13 protein-coding genes are annotated in these 18,711 nt (G+C 60.9%); 1 reads left to right on the forward strand and 12 read right to left on the reverse strand.

Going from position 1 to position 18,711, the window contains the following annotated elements:
* Positions 1-9: 9 nt before the first annotated feature.
* Positions 10-2,547 (reverse strand): PAS domain-containing sensor histidine kinase, encoded by a 2,538-nt coding sequence (locus CAF79_RS00570; RefSeq protein ID WP_085695957.1) that lies wholly within the window; start codon positions 2,545-2,547, stop codon positions 10-12.
* 127 nt (positions 2,548-2,674) lie between these two features.
* On the opposite strand from CAF79_RS00570, the gene CAF79_RS00575 reads away from it, so the two are divergent.
* Complete coding sequence (locus CAF79_RS00575) at positions 2,675-3,784, forward strand: PilT/PilU family type 4a pilus ATPase (RefSeq protein WP_085695958.1); 1,110 nt, start codon at positions 2,675-2,677, stop codon at positions 3,782-3,784.
* A 6-nt stretch (positions 3,785-3,790) separates the two neighbouring features.
* Here CAF79_RS00575 and CAF79_RS00580 read toward each other — a convergent pair whose 3' ends face one another.
* The 11 genes from CAF79_RS00580 to CAF79_RS00630 form a co-directional block, all read right to left on the reverse strand.
* Entirely contained in the window at positions 3,791-5,746 is a 1,956-nt protein-coding gene (locus tag CAF79_RS00580; RefSeq protein ID WP_085695959.1) for an acetoacetate--CoA ligase, read from the reverse strand.
* Positions 5,747-5,809: 63 nt separating this feature from the next.
* On the reverse strand, positions 5,810-6,583 hold the full coding sequence (gene hbdH / locus CAF79_RS00585) for a 3-hydroxybutyrate dehydrogenase (RefSeq protein WP_007952053.1): 774 nt from the start codon (positions 6,581-6,583) through the stop codon (positions 5,810-5,812).
* 7 nt (positions 6,584-6,590) lie between these two features.
* Complete coding sequence (locus CAF79_RS00590; RefSeq protein WP_085695960.1) at positions 6,591-7,982, reverse strand: GntP family permease; 1,392 nt, start codon at positions 7,980-7,982, stop codon at positions 6,591-6,593.
* A 274-nt stretch (positions 7,983-8,256) separates the two neighbouring features.
* A complete protein-coding gene (locus tag CAF79_RS00595; protein WP_085695961.1) occupies positions 8,257-9,672 on the reverse strand; it encodes a sigma-54-dependent Fis family transcriptional regulator in 1,416 nt (471 codons plus the stop codon).
* A 40-nt stretch (positions 9,673-9,712) separates the two neighbouring features.
* Positions 9,713-11,287 (reverse strand): ABC transporter ATP-binding protein, encoded by a 1,575-nt coding sequence (locus CAF79_RS00600; protein WP_085695962.1) that lies wholly within the window; start codon positions 11,285-11,287, stop codon positions 9,713-9,715.
* A gap of 13 nt (positions 11,288-11,300) precedes the next feature.
* Positions 11,301-12,323, reverse strand: coding sequence for an ABC transporter permease (locus CAF79_RS00605; protein ID WP_085683860.1), 1,023 nt, complete (start codon positions 12,321-12,323; stop codon positions 11,301-11,303).
* Complete coding sequence (locus tag CAF79_RS00610) at positions 12,323-13,384, reverse strand: microcin C ABC transporter permease YejB (RefSeq protein WP_085683859.1); 1,062 nt, start codon at positions 13,382-13,384, stop codon at positions 12,323-12,325. The genes CAF79_RS00605 and CAF79_RS00610 overlap by 1 nt, the downstream gene beginning before the upstream one ends.
* On the reverse strand, positions 13,384-15,252 hold the full coding sequence (locus tag CAF79_RS00615) for an extracellular solute-binding protein (RefSeq protein ID WP_085695963.1): 1,869 nt from the start codon (positions 15,250-15,252) through the stop codon (positions 13,384-13,386). The genes CAF79_RS00610 and CAF79_RS00615 overlap by 1 nt, the downstream gene beginning before the upstream one ends.
* 134 nt (positions 15,253-15,386) lie before the next feature.
* On the reverse strand, positions 15,387-15,668 hold the full coding sequence (locus CAF79_RS00620; protein ID WP_007952068.1) for a peptidylprolyl isomerase: 282 nt from the start codon (positions 15,666-15,668) through the stop codon (positions 15,387-15,389).
* A gap of 97 nt (positions 15,669-15,765) precedes the next feature.
* Positions 15,766-16,635, reverse strand: a complete 870-nt coding sequence (locus tag CAF79_RS00625) for a triacylglycerol lipase (protein ID WP_085695964.1) — start codon at positions 16,633-16,635, stop codon at positions 15,766-15,768.
* Between the two features lie 424 nt (positions 16,636-17,059).
* On the reverse strand, positions 17,060-18,130 hold the full coding sequence (locus CAF79_RS00630) for a 3-deoxy-7-phosphoheptulonate synthase (RefSeq protein WP_085695965.1): 1,071 nt from the start codon (positions 18,128-18,130) through the stop codon (positions 17,060-17,062).
* Positions 18,131-18,711: the final 581 nt, after the last annotated feature.

Raw genomic sequence — 18,711 nt, forward strand, 5'->3', positions numbered from 1 at the left:
TGCCTCAAGTCACGGGGTTTGGCTGAACATCGCGCGGATCTTGCCGGCCAGCTGTTCGATGGAAAACGGCTTGGCGACCATGTCCATGCCGTCCTCGAGAAAGCCCTGACGCTCGGCGGCTTTCTGCGCGTAACCGGTCATGAACAACACTTTGAGCCCCGGACGATGCTGGCGAGCGATCTCCGCCATTTGCCGGCCGTTCATGCCCGGCAGGCCGACGTCGGTCACCAGCAGGTCCACCCGCAGGTCCGATTCGAGTAGCGGCAAGGCACCCTTGGCGTCTTCGGCCTCATGGGCGTGATAACCCAGCTCCTTGAGCAGGTCCAAGACCAGCATGCGCACCGCCGGATCGTCCTCGACCACCACCACGGTTTCGCCGGTGGCGACAGCAGGGGTCTCGGTGACTGTTTCGATCTCCGGCCGCTCCGGTTCCAGTGCATGCAAACGCGGCAGGTACAGGCGCACGCAGGTGCCCTGGCCCGGCAGGCTGTCGAGGCTGACGTGCCCGCCGGATTGCTGGGCGAAGCCATAAATCATCGACAACCCGAGCCCGGTGCCCTGGCCGATCGGCTTGGTGGTGAAGAACGGATCGAAGGCTTTCGAGCGCACCGACGGCGTCATGCCGGTGCCGTTGTCGCTCACCGCGAGCATCAGGTAGTCGCCGGCCTTGACCGGTTCGAGTGTGGTGATGTCGTTGCCGTCGAGGTAAACGTTGGCCGTTTCGATCAGCAGCTCGCCGCCGTCGGGCATGGCATCACGGGCGTTGATCACCAGGTTGAGCAGGGCGTTTTCCAGTTGACTGACGTCAGTGCTGACGGACCAGACATGGTCGGCCAGGCGCAACTTGAGCTCGATCGGATCGCCCTTGGTGCGGCGGATCAGGTCTTCAAGTGAATGGACCAGCTCGTTGACGTCGATAGTCTTGCGATCCAGCGACTGACGCCGGGAGAACGCCAGCAGACGGTGGGTCAGCGCCGCCGCGCGGTTGGCCGAGGACACTGCCGCATCGGTGAAGCGGCTGATTTCATCGGTGCGGCCGCTGGCGATATAGCGTTGCATCAGGTCGAGGCTGCCGATGATTCCGGTCAGCATGTTGTTGAAGTCATGGGCGATGCCGCCGGTGAGCTGGCCCACCGCTTCCATTTTCTGCGCGTGGCGCAGGGCGTCTTCGGCACGCTCGCGTTCGAACATTTCATTCTGCAAACGCTGGTTGGCCTGGGCCAGTTGTTCGGTGCGCGCACTCACGCGTTCCTCAAGGGTTTCGTTGAGGTTGCGCAGGGCTTCTTCGGTTTTTTTACGTTCGGTCTCGTCGATCACGAAGATGTAGAAACCGTTCACCGCGCCGTCCGCGCCGTGGCGTGGCAGGTAATTCATCAAGGCATGCCGCTGACTGCCGTCGCGGTGTGGCGTGTACAGACTGAACGAGCAGGGTTGGCCGGCGAGCGCTTCGGCAATGTACGGCGCCCGCAGGAAATAGGCCTCTTCGCCGATCACTTCGCGGATCGTGCGGCCGTACAGCTCTTGCGGCGTGAGCCCGTACCAGTCCAGGTACGCGGCATTGTTCAGGCGAAAGCGTTGTTCGTGGTCGACGTAGCTGATCAGAATCGGCATGGCGTTAATGATCAGTTGCAGCTCGGTCTGGCTTTGACGCAGTGCCTGTTCAGTGTGTTTGCGTTCGGTCAAATCCAGCGCGGCGCCCAGAAAACGCATCGGCCGGCCATGATGATCCTTGTAGCAGCGCCCGCGGGCGAACACCCAGCGCAGCTCGCCATTGGCTTGCAGCAGTCGATACTCCTCGGCGTATTCGGTGCCGTGGGTGATGCAATGCTTGATGCTGCGGGCGATCAGAGCGCGGTCTTCGGGGTGCACGCCGTGCAGGTATTCACTGATCGGCAACTGTCCGGCCAGCGCTGGGTCGACCCCGTGCAACTGGGCGAAATGCGCGTCGGCGATGAAGCGGTCTTCGCCAATATCCCAATCCCAGGTGCCGACCGCATCGGTGGCCGCCAGCGCCAGTTGCAGGCGCTCTTCGCTTTCGCGCTGGGCCTTGAGGCTGTCTTCGGAGCGCTGCTGCAGTTCCAGGGCGATGCGCCGGCGTTCGTTGGTTTCAATGGCGGTGACCAGGATCCCGGCCACTTGCGCGCTTTCGTCGCGGATCGGGCTGTAGGTCAGATCCAGCCAGAAGTCGGAATCCTTGCCGTCCCGTTGCAGGGTAAAGCGTCGTTCGCTGTAGGTTCGCACCTGGCCTTGTAGGACGGCGCTGTAAATCGGGTCGGTAAAGTCCCGAAGTTCCGGCCATATCTGGTGCGCCGGCTGTCCGAAAGCGTGCGGATGTTTGCTCCCGGCGAGCAGCGCAAAGCCGTTGTTGTAGATCTGGGTCAGTTGCGGGCCCCACAACAGCAGCATCGGCATCGGCGAGTGAATCACGATGTCCACCGCGGTGCGCAGGCTTTGTGGCCAGGTGTCGGCGCTGCCCAGCGGGCTGCGACTCCAGTCGGTGCGGGCAATCAATGCCTGGGCGTCGTTGGTGTTTGGTACAGCGTTCATCACATCAATCCTGAACATCGGTCGGTGAGGCGGCGTCTACTATCCTAGTGCGGTAGACGCTGTAAGACCCGTCGCGTCACGACGCACGGTCTTGTGTTCATTGAAAGCTTCGCAGGTGCTTTAGGCCATGGAAATCGATGCATTGCTCAAACAACTGGCGAGCCGCCACGGTTCGGATCTGTTCCTGTCCACGGGCGCACCGCCCAGTGCGCGGTTCGACGGGGTGTTGACGCCGTTGAGCGAGCAGCCCTTCAAACCCGGTGAGGTGGCCACTGTCGCCGCTTCCCTGATGGACGCTGAACAACGTCGGGAGTTCGACCGGGATCTGGAAATGAACCTGGCGATTTCCCGCACCGGCATCGGTCGCTTTCGGGTGAATATCTTCAAGCAACGCAACGACGTGTCAATCGTGATCCGTAACGTCAAACTCGATATTCCGCGATTCGAAGACTTGAAACTGCCGTCGGTATTGCTCGAATCGGTGTTGCTCAAGCAAGGGCTGATCCTGTTCGTCGGCGCCACCGACTCGGGTAAATCCACGTCGCTGGCGGCGCTGATCGATCATCGCAATCGCCACAGCAGCGGTCACATCATCACCATTGAAGACCCGGTGGAATACATCCATCGCCATAAGAAGTCGATCATCAACCAGCGCGAAGTCGGAGTCGACACGCGCAGCTTTCACGCTGCGCTGAAAAACACCCTGCGCCAGGCCCCCGACGTGGTGCTGATCGGCGAAATCCGTGACCGCGAGACCATGGAGCATGCGCTGGCTTTCGCCGAAACCGGGCACCTTGTGTTGTCGACATTGCATGCCAACAACGCCAATCAGGCGCTGGACCGGATCATCAATTTCTTCCCCGAAGAACGCCGGCCACAATTGCTGCATGCCTTGGGCAATCACCTCAAGGCGTTCGTCTCCCAGCGTCTGGTCCGAACCCGGGACGGTCAGCGCCGGGCCGCTGCCGAGGTGATGCTCGGCACGCCGACGATTGCTGACCTGATCCGGCGCAATGACTTTGGCGAGCTGAAAACCATCATGGAGAAATCGGCCGAACTGGGCATGCAGACCTTTGACGGTGCACTGTTTGCGCTGGTGGCAGAAGGGGTGATCGATGAAGACGAGGCCCTGAAAAACGCAGATTCGGTCAACAACCTGCGCCTGCGTCTGAAGCTCCACGCCGACACCATGTCGTCCCCACCGCCATCGACTGGCGAGTGGGGGCTGATGGACTGACAGGCGTCAGTCGCGAAGTTCGACCCGATTGCGAAACTGCTCAAGTGCTTGCGGGTTGGCCAGCGCGTCGGTGTTTTTCACCGGTTCACCGTGCACCACATTACGCACGGCCAGCTCCACCACCTTGCCGCTGATGGTGCGCGGAATGTCGCTGACCGCGACGATCTTCGCCGGTACATGGCGCGGTGTGGTGTTGGCGCGGATCACTTGGCGGATCTGCTGTTGCAGCGCCTCATCCAGCGCCATGCCTTCCTTGAGGCGCACGAACAGCACTACTCGCACGTCATCCTGCCATTGTTGGCCAATGGCGACACTGTCCAATACCTCCGGAACCTTCTCCACCTGACGGTAGATTTCCGCCGTACCGATGCGCACGCCGCCGGGATTGAGCACGGCGTCGGAGCGGCCGTGAATCAGCATCCCGCCGTGGGGCAATTGTTCGGCGTAGTCACCCTGGGCCCAGACGCCGGGGAACTGGCTGAAATAGGATTTGCGCAACTTTTCGCCGTCGGGATCGTTCCAGAGTCCGACGGGCATCGCCGGGAATGGTCGAGTGCACACCAACTCACCTTTTTCACCAATCACCGGCTGCCCGGCGTCGTTCCACACTTCGACGGCCATGGCCAGACTCTTGCCCATGATCTCGCCCCGGCGCACTGCCGACATCGGGTTGCCGTTGACGAAGCAGGACACGATGTCCGTGCCGCCGGACATCGAGGACAGGCAGACGTCGGGTTTGAAATCGCGATAGACGAAGTCGTAACTCTGCGGTGACAGCGCGGAACCGGTACAGAGCAGGGTTTTCAGGTGGCTCAAGTCGTAGGTTTCACGGGGCTTGATGCCGCTGTTTTCCAGGGTCGCGAGAAATTTCGGGCTGGTGCCGAACACGCTGACCTGCTCGTCGTCCAGCAGCTCCAGCATTCGCTCGTTGTCCGGATAAAACGGTGAGCCGTCATACAGCACCACCGCGCTGCCGACTGCCAGCGCCGACACCAGCCAGTTCCACATCATCCAGCCGCAAGTGGTGTAGTAGAACAAGCGGTCGCCGGGGCCCAGATCGACATGCAGCCCGTGTTCCTTGGCGTGTTGCAGCAACACGCCGCCGGTGCTGTGAACGATGCATTTAGGTACGCCGGTGGTGCCGCTCGAATAGAGCACGTACAGCGGATGGTCGAACGGCACCGGGACGAAGTGCGGTTCATCGCCTGGTTCGTAGAAGTCGTCCCACAGCGTGACGTTGGCGGGTGTCCGGTAATCCGTGGCCTGCGCCTGAGGTCGTGCGTAAGGCACGATGATCAGCTGTTGCAAGGACGGCAACTGCTCGAGGATTTCGTTGACCTTGACGGTCTGGTCGATCGCTTTGCCGGCGTAGCGGTAACCGGCACAGGTGATCAACACTTTCGGTTCGATCTGGCCGAAGCGATCAATCACCCCGTGGGTGCCGAAGTCCGGTGAGGAACAGGACCAGATTGCGCCGAGACTGGTGGTCGCGAGCATTGCCACTAGGGTTTGCCAGGTGTTGGGCATGCAGGCCGCGACCCGGTCGCCAACTACGACGCCGGCCGCTTGCAGGCTGGCCTGGAACCCGGCGACGTGTTGGGCCAGGTCGGCCCAGGTCAGCAATTCTCGCTGACCGTTTTCCCCGATGGCGATCACGGCGATTGCATCGTCGCGTCGGCTCAGCAGGTGTTCGGCGAAGTTCAGGGTGGCGCCGGGAAACCACTGGGCACCCGGCATTTTCAGGCCGTCACGCAGAACGGCGTCGGGCTGGGTATGAAAACGGATATCGAAGAAATCGACGATCGCCTGCCAGAACGCTTCGCGCTGGTCGATGGACCATTGGTGCAGGGCCGGGTAGTCGTCGAGGTGCACGTGGTGACGCTGGATGATGAAGCGCCGAAAGCCGTCCATGCGGGACCGGGCAATACGTTTGGCATCGGGCTGCCAGAGAATGTCGGACATGGTTTGCCTCTTATTGTTTGTCAGAAAGCTCCCACCGCAACGTGGGAGCGATCAGTTGCAAGCTTACTGCGCGAGCCACCCGCCATCGATATTCCACGCCGCCCCACGCACCTGGCTACCGGCTTCGCTGCACAGAAACAGCACCAGTTCACCCAGATGTGCAGGGGTGACGAACTCCAGCGACGGCTGCTTCTCGGCCAGCAAGTCGTGTTGCGCCTGCTGTGGGTCGACACCCTTGGCTGCGCGATCATCGATCTGCTTCTGCACCAGTGGCGTCAGCACCCAGCCCGGGCAGATGGCGTTACAGGTGACGTTGCTGGCGGCGGTTTCCAGGCCGACCACCTTGGTCAGGCCGATCACGCCATGTTTGGCTGCCACGTACGCGGCTTTGCCAGTGGAACCGACCAGACCGTGCACCGAGGCGATGTTGACGATCCGGCCCCAGCCCTTGGCGCGCATGCCCGGCAAACTCAGGCGGGTGCTGTGAAACACTGACGACAGGTTGATCGCGATGATTGAATCCCAGCGCTCCACAGGAAACTCTTCAACCGCCGCAACGTGCTGGATGCCGGCGTTGTTGACCAGAATATCCACGCCGCCGAATTCGCGTTCGGCGTAGGCGATCATGTCGGCGATCTGCGCCGGGTCGCTGACGTCCGCCGGGTGATGGCCGACTTTGCCGCCGAACTGTTCGACTTCGGCAATCACCTTTGAAGCATCGCCAAAGCCGTTGAGGATCAGATTGGCGCCAGCCTTGGCCAGCGTCAGGGCGATGCCCAGCCCGATGCCGCTGGTGGAGCCGGTAACCAGTGCGGTCTTGCCAGAAAGAGTCGTCATCAATACCTCACACAATGCCAGTGGCGTAGAAAGTGCCGATCACCACGAAAACCGCCAGGGTCTTGATCAGCGTAATACAGAAAATGTCCTTGTAGGCCTCACGGTGAGTCAGGCCGGTGACGGCGAGCAGGGTGATCACCGCGCCGTTGTGCGGCAGGGTGTCCATGCCGCCGCTGGCCATTGCGGCCACCCGGTGCAGCACCTCCAGCGGAATATTGGCGGCGTGGGCGGCGCTGATGAATTGTTCGGACATCGCGGCCAGCGCGATGCTCATGCCGCCCGAAGCGGAGCCGGTGATACCCGCCAGCAAGGTCACGGTGATCGCTTCGTTGACCAGTGGATTGGGAATGCTCTTGAGCCAGTCGGCCAGCACCAGAAACCCCGGCAACGAAGCGATCACAGCGCCGAAACCGTATTCCGACGCGGTATTCATCGCCGCCAGCAGCGCTCCGCTGACAGCGCTTTTGCTGCCCTCGGCGAGCTTGCTTTTGATGGCTTTAAAACCGAACGCCAGCACCATCAGGATGCCCACCAGCAAAGCCGCTTGCACCGCCCAGATCGCCGTCAGTTTGGCGATTTCGGTGGTGACCGGCGCGGCCATGCCCGGCAGCGCGAGGCTGTGGGTTTTGCCGTACCACTGTGGAATCCACTGGGTGAACAGCAGATTCATGATGCCCACCGCCAGCAGCGGCGAAAGAGCAATCCAGGGGTTCGGCAGTTTGAGGTCTTCGGCGGTTTCCGGTTCGTTGCGCAGTTCGGTGCCGTAGCCTTCACCCGCACGGTGAGCCTTGTTGCGTTGGCGCTGCAAGAACAGCATGCCGGCGCAGAACACGAAAATCGTGCCGATCACGCCCAGCCACGGCGCCGCCCACGCGGTGGTGTTGAAGAAGGTGCTGGGGATGATGTTCTGGATCTGCGGCGTGCCGGGCAGGGCGTCCATGGTGAACGAGAACGCGCCGAGGGCGATGGTCGCCGGGATCAGGCGTTTGGGGATATTGCTCTGGCGAAACATTTCCGCCGCGAACGGGTAAACCGCGAACACCACCACGAACAGCGAAACGCCGCCGTAGGTGAGCAGGGCGCAGACCAGCACGATCACCAGCATCGCCTGGCGGGTGCCGAGCAACCGAATCGCTGCTGCGACAATCGAGCGGGAGAAGCCCGACAGCTCGACCAGCTTGCCGAACACGGCGCCGAGCAGGAACACGGGAAAGTAGAGTTTGATGAAGCCGACCATTTTCTCCATGAACACCCCGGTGAAAGCTGGGGCGACGGCGGAAGGGTCGGTGAGCAGGACGGCGCCGAGGGCGGCGATCGGGGCAAAGAGGATAACGCTGTAGCCACGGTAGGCCGCAAGCATCAGCAGCGCCAGGGCTGCCAAGGCGATGATCACACTCATGGTGTGCTCCTTCGATTGTTATTTTTGTGGGTGAAACGGGTGTGGGAAGGGCTATAGCGAGATCTGTGCCAGATGGTTAAGTTGTTGAAATAAAAGGAATTAAGTTGATGTTTGGTGGTGGTTTTCGAAGTTTTGTCTCTGTTTTGAGACTTCTATGGCTGTGAGGACGCTTTCGCGGGCAAGCCCGCTACCACATGGATACCCATATCTCCTGTGGGAGTGAGCTTGCTCGCGAAGCTTTTGATTTTGTCCCGTTACGGAGATTTATGTCTCTCTATTGAGACTTTGCAATGCCCAGCGCAATCATCTTCTTGTAAAGCGTCGAGCGTCCAAGCCCGAGCCGCTCAGCCGCCTCGATCACCTTGCCCCCGCATTGCGCGAGGGTGGATTGAATCAACTGTCGGTCGAAACGCTCACGGGCCTGACTGAAGGTCTCGCTGGCTAGCGGCTCTGACAAAGGCGCCAGCGTCCGTTCAACCGGTGTAAACGTGCCAATCGCGGCACGAATGTCGTCCGCTGTCAGCATCAAGTCATCACTGAGCAACGCCGCTCGCTCCAGCACATTGCGCAGCTCGCGGATATTCCCCGGCCAGGCATGCTGACCCAGCAGCTCCAGCGCTTCGCGATTCAGCTCATGTTGACTGCGCAGTTCTTCAAGAATCGCTTCACTGAGCGCCGGCAGATCGTCCAGCCGTTCGCGCAGTGGGGGCACCTGAATCGGCAGCACGTTGAGCCGGTAGTACAAGTCCGCTCGGAACTCGCCGCGCTTGATCGCCGCTTCCAGGTCTGTCGACGTTGCGGCAATCACCCGCACATCGCTTTGGATCACGTCGTTGGAGCCGACAGGTTCGAACTCCTTTTCCTGCAGCACCCGCAGCAATTTGCTTTGCAGCGGCAGAGGCATGTCGCCGATCTCGTCGAGAAACAGCGTCCCGCCCTGAGCAATCTGCAACTTGCCGGTGCGGCCCTTGCGGTCGGCACCGGTGAAGGCGCCGGGAGCCGTTCCGAAGAACTCGGCCTCGAGCAGCGCCTCGGGAATCGCTGCGCTGTTGATGCTGACGAAGGCTTTGTGCGCACGAGGCGAGGCGCCGTGGATCGCTTGAGCCAGCAACTCCTTGCCGCTGCCGGTCTCGCCCAGCAACAGAACCGGCGACTCGGCGCTGGCGCTGCGACGGGCACGGCGCTTGACCTCGAGGCTGGCAGCGCTGGTGCCGATGAAATGGGCAAAGTTGTATTTGGTCTGCCGGGCACGCAGCAGCGAGCGGGTCGAGGCCAGTTCTTCCTGCATGCTCAGGTAGCGCTTGAGCATCGGCGACAGGGTGCGTAATTCGCCGAACAGGGCAAAACCGATGGCGCCGATCACCGCGCCGGCGTCGTCGTGGATCGGCAGGCGCATCACCACCAGCGGTTCTTTCGGGGTGTCCTGCATGTCCAGCAGGATTGGCCGCCCGGTGCGCACCACTTCGCGCAGCAGGCTGCCGGGGATTACGCTTTCGCAGGGTTTGCCGATGGCGCCGGCCGCAGAGTCGAGACCAAAACGTCGGGCGTAGCGCTCGTTCATCCAGACGATGTTCGCGTCGCGGTCGACAATCACCGTGCCTTCACTGGATTGCTCGATGATCTCGAACAACGAACGGATCGCCAGCGTGCGAACCCGTTGGTAATCCTTGAGGCTTTCGGTGGTGTTCATGGCGGCGTCCATTGGCGGAAGTCAGGTGGCGCGATTATGCCTATCCCGGATGCGCTGCGGCCAACAGCTCTTTGGTGTACGGGTGCTGCGGTGAGTCGAACACGTCATGGCTGGCGCCACTTTCGACTACCTTGCCGTCCTTGATCACGATCATGTCGTGGGCGAGGGCGCGTACCACTGCAAGATCGTGGCTGATGAACAGGTACGTCAGGCCGTGTTTTTCCTGAAGCTGGCGGAGCAGGGCGACCACCTGTTTCTGCACGGTGCGATCCAGCGCCGAAGTCGGCTCGTCGAGCAGGATCAATGCAGGCTTCAATACCAGCGCCCGGGCAATGGCAATGCGCTGACGCTGGCCGCCGGAAAACTCATGGGGGTAGCGATGACGGCTTTCGGGATCGAGCCCGACCTCCTTGAGCACGCGGATCACCTGGTCGTCGCACTCGTCGGCGGTGGACTGGCAATGCACTTCCAGCCCTTCGCTGATGATCTGCGCTACCGACATGCGCGGGCTGAGGCTGCCGAACGGATCCTGAAACACCACCTGCATCTGCCGGCGCCATGGCCGCATCTGCTTCTGGTCGAGACCGTCAAGTGCCGTGCCCTGGAAGCGAATACTGCCCTTGGAGTCGAGCAGGCGCAGGATCGCCTGGCCGAGAGTCGATTTGCCCGAGCCGGATTCGCCGACGATGCCCAAAGTCTTGCCGCGCTGGATGTTCAGGCTGATGCCGTCCACCGCGCGCAGGTATTGCTTGCGCCGGAACAGTCCGCCGCCCACCGTAAAGTCGACTCGCAGATCATCGACTTCCAGCACGTTTTCACGTTCGTCCCGGGGCAGCGCCTCGCCCTCCGGTTCGGCGTTGAGCAACACGCAGCTGTAAGGGTGTTGCGGTGCGGTGAACAGGGTTTCGCACGGCGCCTGCTCGACGATTTCGCCGGCCTTCATCACGCATACCCGCTGGGCAATGCTGCGCACCAGATTGAGGTCATGGCTGATCAGCAGCAGCGACATGCCCAGGCGCCGTTGCAGGGATTTGAGCAGCAACAGGATCTTGCGCTGTACGGTCACATCGAGGGCGGTGGTCGGCTCGTCGGCGATCAGCAATTCGGGTTCGCAGGCCAGGGCCATCGCAATCATGACTCGCTGGCGCTGGCCGCCGGACAACTGATGCGGATAAGCCTTCAGTCGCTCTTTCGGCTTCTGGATGCCCACCAGTTCGAGCAGTTCGAGGATCCGCGCCTGAGCTTCCTTGCCGCCGAGGCCACGGTGCAGCAACAGGGTTTCGCCGATCTGCTTTTCAATCGTGTGCAACGGATTGAGCGAGGTCATCGGCTCCTGGAAAATCATGGCGATGCGGTTGCCGCGCAGATCGCGCAGGGTCTTGGGGTCGGCGCCGACCAGTTCCTGGCCACGATAGCGGATGCTGCCGGTAGTCCGGGCATCGCATTCCGGGAGCAGTTGCAGAATCGAATGGGCGGTCACCGACTTGCCCGAGCCCGACTCGCCGACCAGTGCCAGGCACTCGCCGGGGCGAATGTCCAGGCACAGGTTGCGCACCACGGTCTGGCCATGGAAGGCGACGCTGAGGTCACGGATTTCGATCAGGTTGTCAGTCATATCAAAGGTCCGTTCATGAGCGCGGGTCAAAGGCATCGCGCAGCGCTTCGCCGATGAATACCAACAGAGAAAGAATCAGCGCCAGGGTGAAGAACGCGGTCAATCCGAGCCACGGCGCTTGCAGGTTCTGCTTGCCCTGACCGATCAACTCGCCCAGTGACGCGCTGCCGGCGGGCATGCCGAAGCCGAGGAAATCCAGCGCGGTCAGGGTGGAAATCGCCCCGGTCAGAATGAAAGGCAGGTAGCTCAGGGTCGCGTTCATCGCGTTGGGCAGGATGTGCCGGACAATCACTTTGCGATCACTCAAACCCAGAGCCCGCGCAGCCTTGACGTACTCGAGGTTGCGCCCGCGCAGAAACTCGGCGCGTACCACGTCCACCAGCGCCAGCCAGGAAAACAGCGCCATGATCCCCAGCAGCCACCAGAAGTTGGGCTCGACGAATCCCGAGAGAATGATCAGCAGGTAAAGCACCGGCAATCCCGACCAGACTTCCAGCAAACGCTGGCCGAGCAGATCGACCCAGCCCCCGTAATAACCCTGCAGGGCACCGGCCGCGATGCCGATCAGGGCGCTGACGAAAGTCAGCATCAGGGCGAACAGGATCGACACCCGCGCGCCGAAGATCACCCGAGCCAGTACGTCGCGCGCCTGATCGTCGGTGCCCAGCCAGTTGACCGAAGTCGGCGGGCTCGGTGCCGGTTTGTTGAGGTCGTAGTTCGGGGTGTCGTCACTGAACGGAATCGGCGGAAACAGCAGCCAGCCACCGTCCTTGCGGATCAGCTTCTGCACGTAATCGCTGCGGTAGTCGGCCTGGAACGGCAGTTGTCCGCCGAACTCCTGTTCGGTATGGCGCTTGAACACCGGGAAGTACCATTGGCCCTGATAACTGACGATCAGCGGCTTGTCGTTGGCGATCAATTCACCACCGAGACTGATCACGAACAGACCAATGAACAACCACAGCGACCACCAGCCCCGGCGGTTTTTCTTGAAGCGTTCGAAGCGGCGACGGCCCAGAGGCGAGAGCTTGAACATCAGGCATTCCTCGCGGCGAAGTCGATGCGCGGGTCGACCAGCGTGTAGCACAGGTCGCCGATCAGTTTTATCAGGAGGCCGAACAGGGTGAAGATGAACAGCGAACCGAACACCACCGGGTAGTCACGGGACACGGCGGCTTCGTAACTCATGCGCCCGAGGCCGTCGAGGGAGAAGATCACTTCGATCAGCAACGAACCGGCAAAGAACACGCTGATGAACGCTTGGGGAATGCCCGACACCACCAGCAGCATCGCGTTGCGGAACACGTGTCCATAGAGCACCCGGTTTTCGCTCAGGCCTTTGGCGCGCGCGGTGACCACGTATTGGCGGGTGATCTCATTGAGGAACGAGTTCTTGGTGAGGATGGTCAGGGTGGCAAAGCCGCCGATCACCAGCGCCGTGACAGGCAATACAAGGTGCCAGAAGTAGTCGGCGATCTTGCCCAGCGTCGACAGGGATTCGAAGTTGTCGGACACCAGGCCGCGCACCGGGAACCAGTTCAGCGAAGTGCCGCCGGCAAACACCACGATCAGGAACATCGCGAACAGGAATGCCGGCATGGCGTAGCCGATGATGATTGCCGTGCTGCTCCAGATATCGAAATGACTGCCGTGGTGCACGGCTTTGCGGATGCCCAACGGGATCGACACCAGATAGGTGATCAGGGTGGCCCATAGTCCGAGGGAGATGGTCACCGGCATTTTCTGCAGGATCAGGTCGGTGACCGTTGCGCCACGGAAGAAACTCTTGCCGAAATCCAGCTGCGCGTAGTTCTTGAGCATCAGCCACAGGCGTTCGTGGGCCGGTTTGTCGAAGCCGTACTGCTTTTCGATGTCCTTGATCAGTTGCGGATCAAGGCCGCGACTGGCGCGGGACGTGCCGCTCATGGTTTCGCTCGCACCGCCGCCGACGCTGGCGCCGCCGATGCCTTGCAAGTGGGCGATGGCCTGTTCCACCGGGCCACCCGGCGCAGCCTGGATGATTACGAAGTTGACCAGCAGAATGATCACCAGCGTCGGAATGATCAGCAGCAGGCGCCGCAGTATGTAAGCCCACATCAGTGCGGCCCTCCGGGTCTGCCACGGCTGATTTTCTCGGCCGTCATCTGCTGGTTGGTCAGCGGTGTACTGCTGATTTCCCACCAGCTCTCGATCGCTTCGTCATTGCTCGCCTGCACGGTGGGAATGCCGAAACGGTTCCACCACACGGTCGACGTGCCCGGCGGGTAATAGTTGGGAATCCAGTAGTAGTTCCATTGCAGCACCCGGTCCAGCGCATGGGCATAACGCAACATGTCGGCCTGGGTCGAGGCGCGTATCAGGCCGTTGATCAAGGTGTCGACCGCCGGGTTCTTCAGCACCATGTAATTGTTGGCGCCCGGGTCGTTGGCCGACGCCGATCCGAAGTAGTTCAACAGTTCGCCGCCGGGGGAGGTGGTGACCGGGTAACCGGTGACGATCATGTCGTAGTCGCGGCTCATCAGGCGGTTGACGTATTGCGAGGAGTCGATGCGACGGATGTCGAGGTTGATGCCGATCTGCTTCAGCGTGCGTTTGTATGGCAGCAGCAGGCGATCCATGCCGTTCTGGCTGACCAGGAAGGTGAAGCTCAAGGGTTCGCCACGGTCGTTGACCAACTGGTCGCCATCAGGTTTCCAGCCGGCCTGCTCCAGCAGCTCCAGCGCTTGCAGCTGTTTGTCGCGGATAAGGCCGCTGCCATCGGTCTTCGGGGCCTCGAAGACCTGGGTGAACACTTCGTCGGGAATCTGTCCGCGCAAGGGTTCGAGAATCTTCAGCTCGGCGGCATCCGGCAGCTTGCGGGCGGCCAGTTCGGTGTTGGAGAAGTAACTCTGCTGGCGGATGTACATGTTGCGCATCATCTGCCGGTTGCTCCACTCGAAATCCCAGAGCATGGCCAGCGCCTGACGAACGCGGCGATCCTGAAACATCGGCTTTTGCAGATTGAACACGAATCCCTGGGCCGACTGCGGCGCCTCGGTGGCCAGATGCGCCTTTTGCAGGCGACCGTCGCTCAGGGCCGGGCTGTCATAGCCGATGGAATAGCCAGTGGCGGAGAACTCACGGTTGTAGTCGTAGGCGCCACCACGCAAGACCTGGCGGGCGACGTCGGTGTCGCCGAAGTACTCGATGCTGAAGTGATCGAAGTTGTAGAGGCCACGGCTGACCGGCAGGTCCTTGCCCCACCAGTCGGGATTGCGTTCAAAGGTGATGCTGCGCCCGGAGTCGACCTTGCCGACTCGATACGGGCCGCTGCCCAGCGGCGGTTCATAGCCGCCACCGCCGGCAAAATCACGGGTTTTCCACCAATGTTCGGGAAATACCGGCAGGGTCGCGATGTCCAGCGGCAGGGTGCGGTTCTCGTTGCTCTTGAAATCGAAGCGCACAGTGAGTGGCGCTTCAACTTCTACGCCTTTGACGTCGGCGAACTGGGTGCGATAACGCAGGCTGCCCTGGGTCATCAGCAAGTCATAGGTGTAGCGAACGTCTTCGGAGGTGATCGGCTTGCCATCGGCAAAGCGGGCCTTGGGATTGATGAAGAAGCGCAGGGACAGGCCGTCATCCGAGCGTTCCATTTTTTGCGCCACCAGACCGTATACGGTGTAAGGCTCGTCGAGCGAGCGCTGGGCCAGCGGGGAGTACAGCAGGCCGTCGATCTGGCTGACGCCGATGCCTTTGTCGATATACGGCAGGACATGGTCGAAGTGGCCGATCTCGATGGCCGAGCGGCGCATCGTTCCGCCCTTGGGCGCCCGGGCGTTGGTGTAATCGAAGTGACTGAAGCCGGGCGGGTACTTTGCCGGTTCGCCATAAACGGTCATCGCATGCTGCGGTGCGGCGTCCACACCGGTGATCCCCAGCAGCAGGGTCACGGCAGTGAACATCAATGTCGGGAAAGCCAGTCGCATTGTCAGCCTTAAAGCCGGGTAATCGATAAGCGCAATTTGTACGCGAGCGGCGCGTCGTTCGCCAGCGGTGTGGTGTAATCGAAACAAAACGGCCCGCCATCAGGCGGGCCGTTGCGCAGCAGGTCGGGCTGAAATCAGTCCTGACGGCTGGTCACTTCCAGCAGGTGGTAGCCGAACTGGGTCTTCACCGGGCCTTGCACGACGTTGATCGGCGCGCTGAATACCACGGTGTCGAATTCCTTGACCATCTGGCCAGGACCGAACGAACCCAGGTCGCCGCCCTGACGGCTGGATGGGCAGGTGGAGTTGGCCTTGGCCACTTCGGCGAAATCGGCGCCACCTTCGATCTGGGCCTTGAGTTCGTTGCACTTGGCTTCGCTGGAAACCAGGATGTGGCGGGCAGTGGCTTTAGCCATGGGGAAACACTCCAATCAAATCAGTAAAGGGGGGAGCCTACCGGATTCAGTGGCCGATTTCTCGGCAAAGTTCCATTCGCTCGTCTGATACCGGCCGCTATAGATTAGCCGCTTGCAGGCGCAAGGCGTGTTCGACATAGAGTTGGATCGGGTCACTCTCCGTGTTGCCCTGGCCGATGCCCCGACGCAGGCTGCGCAGATGGTCGAGCGGATAATCGGAACCGATCACGGTGCCGAGGTGGGAGCTGAAACGCCCGACGAATCCGTCGTTCTGCGCGGGCTCTGTAATGAAATATTCCGACAGGGCCAGGCAGATGCCCTGCATCGGGTCGAGGGGCTGCACAGTCAGCTTCGGCACAACGCCACTCCACGAATAATAGTGAACGCCATCGACTCGCTCGGCGCCCTGGCCTCCCCAGGTTTCGGGAAGGCCCTGCGGGTATTTGTCATTGAATTGGCCGACTCCTTCTGTCGTCAGTGCATTGAGTGCTGCCAGTGCATGGTGAGGCAGTTTTTTGTGTCCGCTGAGCAAAGAAAGAAAGTCGGAAAACAACGTCGCAACATTCTGCGCCACGGTCTCCGGCAGACGTCCGGGGATCAGTGCCTGGCGCAGCAAGTCGGCCAGCTCCGAACCGTGGTTGGGCCCGCTGACCGAGCTCACGGAAGCGACCTTGTGTGGCGCAAGCGCTGCAGCGTATCGAGCAGACAACGCGCCCTGGCTGTGACCGATCAGGTTGACTTTTGTCGCGCCGGTACCTCGGAGCACAGCGTCGATCTGCGAGAGCAATTGCTCGCCTCGCACTTCGTTGTCATGAACGGCCGATAAGTGCGGCACAAATACCTGAACGCCAGCGGCCTTGAGTGCCTGTTTGACGTCATGGAACAGTTCGAAAGAGCCAATGCGCTCGAATCCGAACAGACCATGCACCAACAGTACGGGATAGAGAGTTGTGGCGTTTCGTTGCATTTTTCGTCCTTGATCGCAGAGATTCATCGATGTTGTCTGCGTGTCACTCTAAAACAGTCGTTGCGCAGGCGATGCCTGAATACTCTTTCTAGTACGGTGGAAACTGGATCAGAGTTCGTATGAATTTTCACTTTTGAATGAGATCCGGTTCTGAATATTTGGAGGGTTCCCGGCTTGTCGAGCGCGCTTTTCCAATTTTTGCCTACTTGCTTCAGTGCAGTTCACCCTGTCTCGCCGGGTGTCGGGCTGACATCGGGTGATCAATCAAGCGCGTTAAATGCAGGCTCTCGCGAGCAGGTCTTGATTTCCAGAGAAGGGCGCAGCGAAAGAACAGGACGAATCCCGCGCATCCAGGGAGGACACGTCGATGTTGAACATGGGCTCGCCCTCCGGGTTCATCACACACCGGAGGGCGGCTTGATTGTCAGGCTTGTTGTCGAATGCGTTGTGCGGCCCCGAGCAACAGACGTTCTGTTGCATCGAATCCAAGACAGCCGTCGGTCACCGAAACGCCATAGCGAAGCGATTCACTGAGTGCCTGACATCCCTCGAACAGATGCGACTCGAGCATCATGCCGATCAATGAGCGGTTACCTTGCAGTCGCTGTTCCAGCACATCGTTGAACACGCCCGGCTGGCGGAGCGGGTCCTTGCCGCTGTTGGCATGGCTGCAATCGACCATGATCCGGCTCGGAATTTTCAGGCGGTTCAACTCGGTGTTGATGATGGCAACGCTTTTGCGGTCGTAATTCGGCCCTTTGTGACCACCACGCAGCACCAGGTGGGTGTCCGGATTGCCCGAGGTCTGGATGATCGCCGGGTGACCCTGGCTGTCTACACCAAAATGGCGATGGGCGTGGGCTGCCGAACGCATCGCGTCAACGGCGACGGCCACGCCACCGTCAGTCCCGTTTTTGAAACCGACAGGCATGCTCAGCCCGCTGGCCATTTCCCGGTGGATCTGCGATTCAGTCGTGCGAGCGCCAATGGCAACCCAGCTCAGCAGGTCATCGAAGTACCCGGCCGCCATGGGCTGCAGCAACTCGGTGGCAATCGGCAGTCCCAGGCGGATCATTTCCAGCATCAGTTCGCGCGACAGCGTGAGGCCTGTAGCCATGTCGTCGCTGCCATTGAGATGAGGGTCGTAGGCCAGGCCTTTCCAGCCAACGGTGGTGCGAGGTTTTTCGACGTAGGCACGCATCACGAGCAGCATGTCATCACGGACTTCTTCGGCCAGGCGCGAAAGTTTGCTGGCGTACTCAAGCGCGGACTCGGGGTCGTGGATCGAGCAGGGGCCGACGATTACCAGCAGGCGTGGATCATGGCCATCGAGAATCGCGCGGACCGCCTGGCGGTGGGCGACGACTTGCTGGTTCAGCGCATTGCTCAGGGGCAATTGCTGTTTGAGTTGCAGCGAACTCGGCAGACGCAGGGTCAGTGCTTCGTTGGCAGGGTTCAGGGTGGACAGTGGCAGAGCAGAAACGGACGAGTTCATATTCAGTCTTCCTGGGCGGACGGCGGGTATTTCCCGCTCACTCGGCCCTACTGGGGTGTTCGACAATTGGCCGGATTGGCTACGTGTGTTGGCTTGCCACCTGTGGGTGACCGATCGGAGGCGGCAGGCTGTCCCGAGCGGAGGCTGGTAAATCGCCAGGCGGTAAAACTGTCGTAACGGTAATAAGTGGCGTAGTTCATTGGTTGAATCCTCAAAGTGTCTGATGTGTTGCTGAGAAAGTTCGGGCCTGAAAAAACAAAAACCCCGGTCGGGAGGCCGACCGGGGGTTGAGAAATCTCTGGTAGGCGACCCGTTCAAATGGGCGCCGTGTGGGTATCAGGCGCGCCAGTGGCTAAACCAATACCCAAAATAAAAGCTTGCAGGAGCGCAGGCGCCGTTCACCCGGGCAGCCGCAACCGAGCGCGAGGCGCTGGCGGTACGAAGCTGTGAGAGGGTGTTGAGCATGAACTGTCTCCAAAGAATGCGCCGAGCTTACTAGAGGCTGCTGCGCGTCAGCAATCAGAAATTGCTATCGCAGGCACCCGAGAGACTCTATGGGTTGAGCGCCCGCCAGTGTATGA

This window comes from Pseudomonas sp. B26(2017) (genome assembly GCF_002113045.1).
Taxonomy (GTDB): Bacteria; Pseudomonadota; Gammaproteobacteria; order Pseudomonadales; family Pseudomonadaceae; genus Aquipseudomonas.

What these genes read in the sequence shown, in the direction of transcription:
- CAF79_RS00595 (WP_085695961.1), bottom strand. Translation starts at nt 9,672, where the DNA reads ATGAACACCACCGAAAGCCTCAAGGATTACCAACGGGTTCGCACGCTG.
- CAF79_RS00615 (WP_085695963.1), bottom strand. Translation starts at nt 15,252, where the DNA reads ATGCGACTGGCTTTCCCGACATTGATGTTCACTGCCGTGACCCTGCTG.
- CAF79_RS00580 (WP_085695959.1), bottom strand. Translation starts at nt 5,746, where the DNA reads ATGTCCGACATTCTCTGGCAGCCCGATGCCAAACGTATTGCCCGGTCC.
- CAF79_RS00610 (WP_085683859.1), bottom strand. Translation starts at nt 13,384, where the DNA reads ATGTGGGCTTACATACTGCGGCGCCTGCTGCTGATCATTCCGACGCTG.
- CAF79_RS00605 (WP_085683860.1), bottom strand. Translation starts at nt 12,323, where the DNA reads ATGTTCAAGCTCTCGCCTCTGGGCCGTCGCCGCTTCGAACGCTTCAAG.
- CAF79_RS00570 (WP_085695957.1), bottom strand. Translation starts at nt 2,547, where the DNA reads ATGAACGCTGTACCAAACACCAACGACGCCCAGGCATTGATTGCCCGC.
- CAF79_RS00630 (WP_085695965.1), bottom strand. Translation starts at nt 18,130, where the DNA reads ATGAACTCGTCCGTTTCTGCTCTGCCACTGTCCACCCTGAACCCTGCC.
- hbdH (WP_007952053.1), bottom strand. Translation starts at nt 6,583, where the DNA reads ATGACGACTCTTTCTGGCAAGACCGCACTGGTTACCGGCTCCACCAGC.
- CAF79_RS00600 (WP_085695962.1), bottom strand. Translation starts at nt 11,287, where the DNA reads ATGACTGACAACCTGATCGAAATCCGTGACCTCAGCGTCGCCTTCCAT.
- CAF79_RS00620 (WP_007952068.1), bottom strand. Translation starts at nt 15,668, where the DNA reads ATGGCTAAAGCCACTGCCCGCCACATCCTGGTTTCCAGCGAAGCCAAG.
- CAF79_RS00590 (WP_085695960.1), bottom strand. Translation starts at nt 7,982, where the DNA reads ATGAGTGTGATCATCGCCTTGGCAGCCCTGGCGCTGCTGATGCTTGCG.
- CAF79_RS00575 (WP_085695958.1), top strand. Translation starts at nt 2,675, where the DNA reads ATGGAAATCGATGCATTGCTCAAACAACTGGCGAGCCGCCACGGTTCG.
- CAF79_RS00625 (WP_085695964.1), bottom strand. Translation starts at nt 16,635, where the DNA reads ATGCAACGAAACGCCACAACTCTCTATCCCGTACTGTTGGTGCATGGT.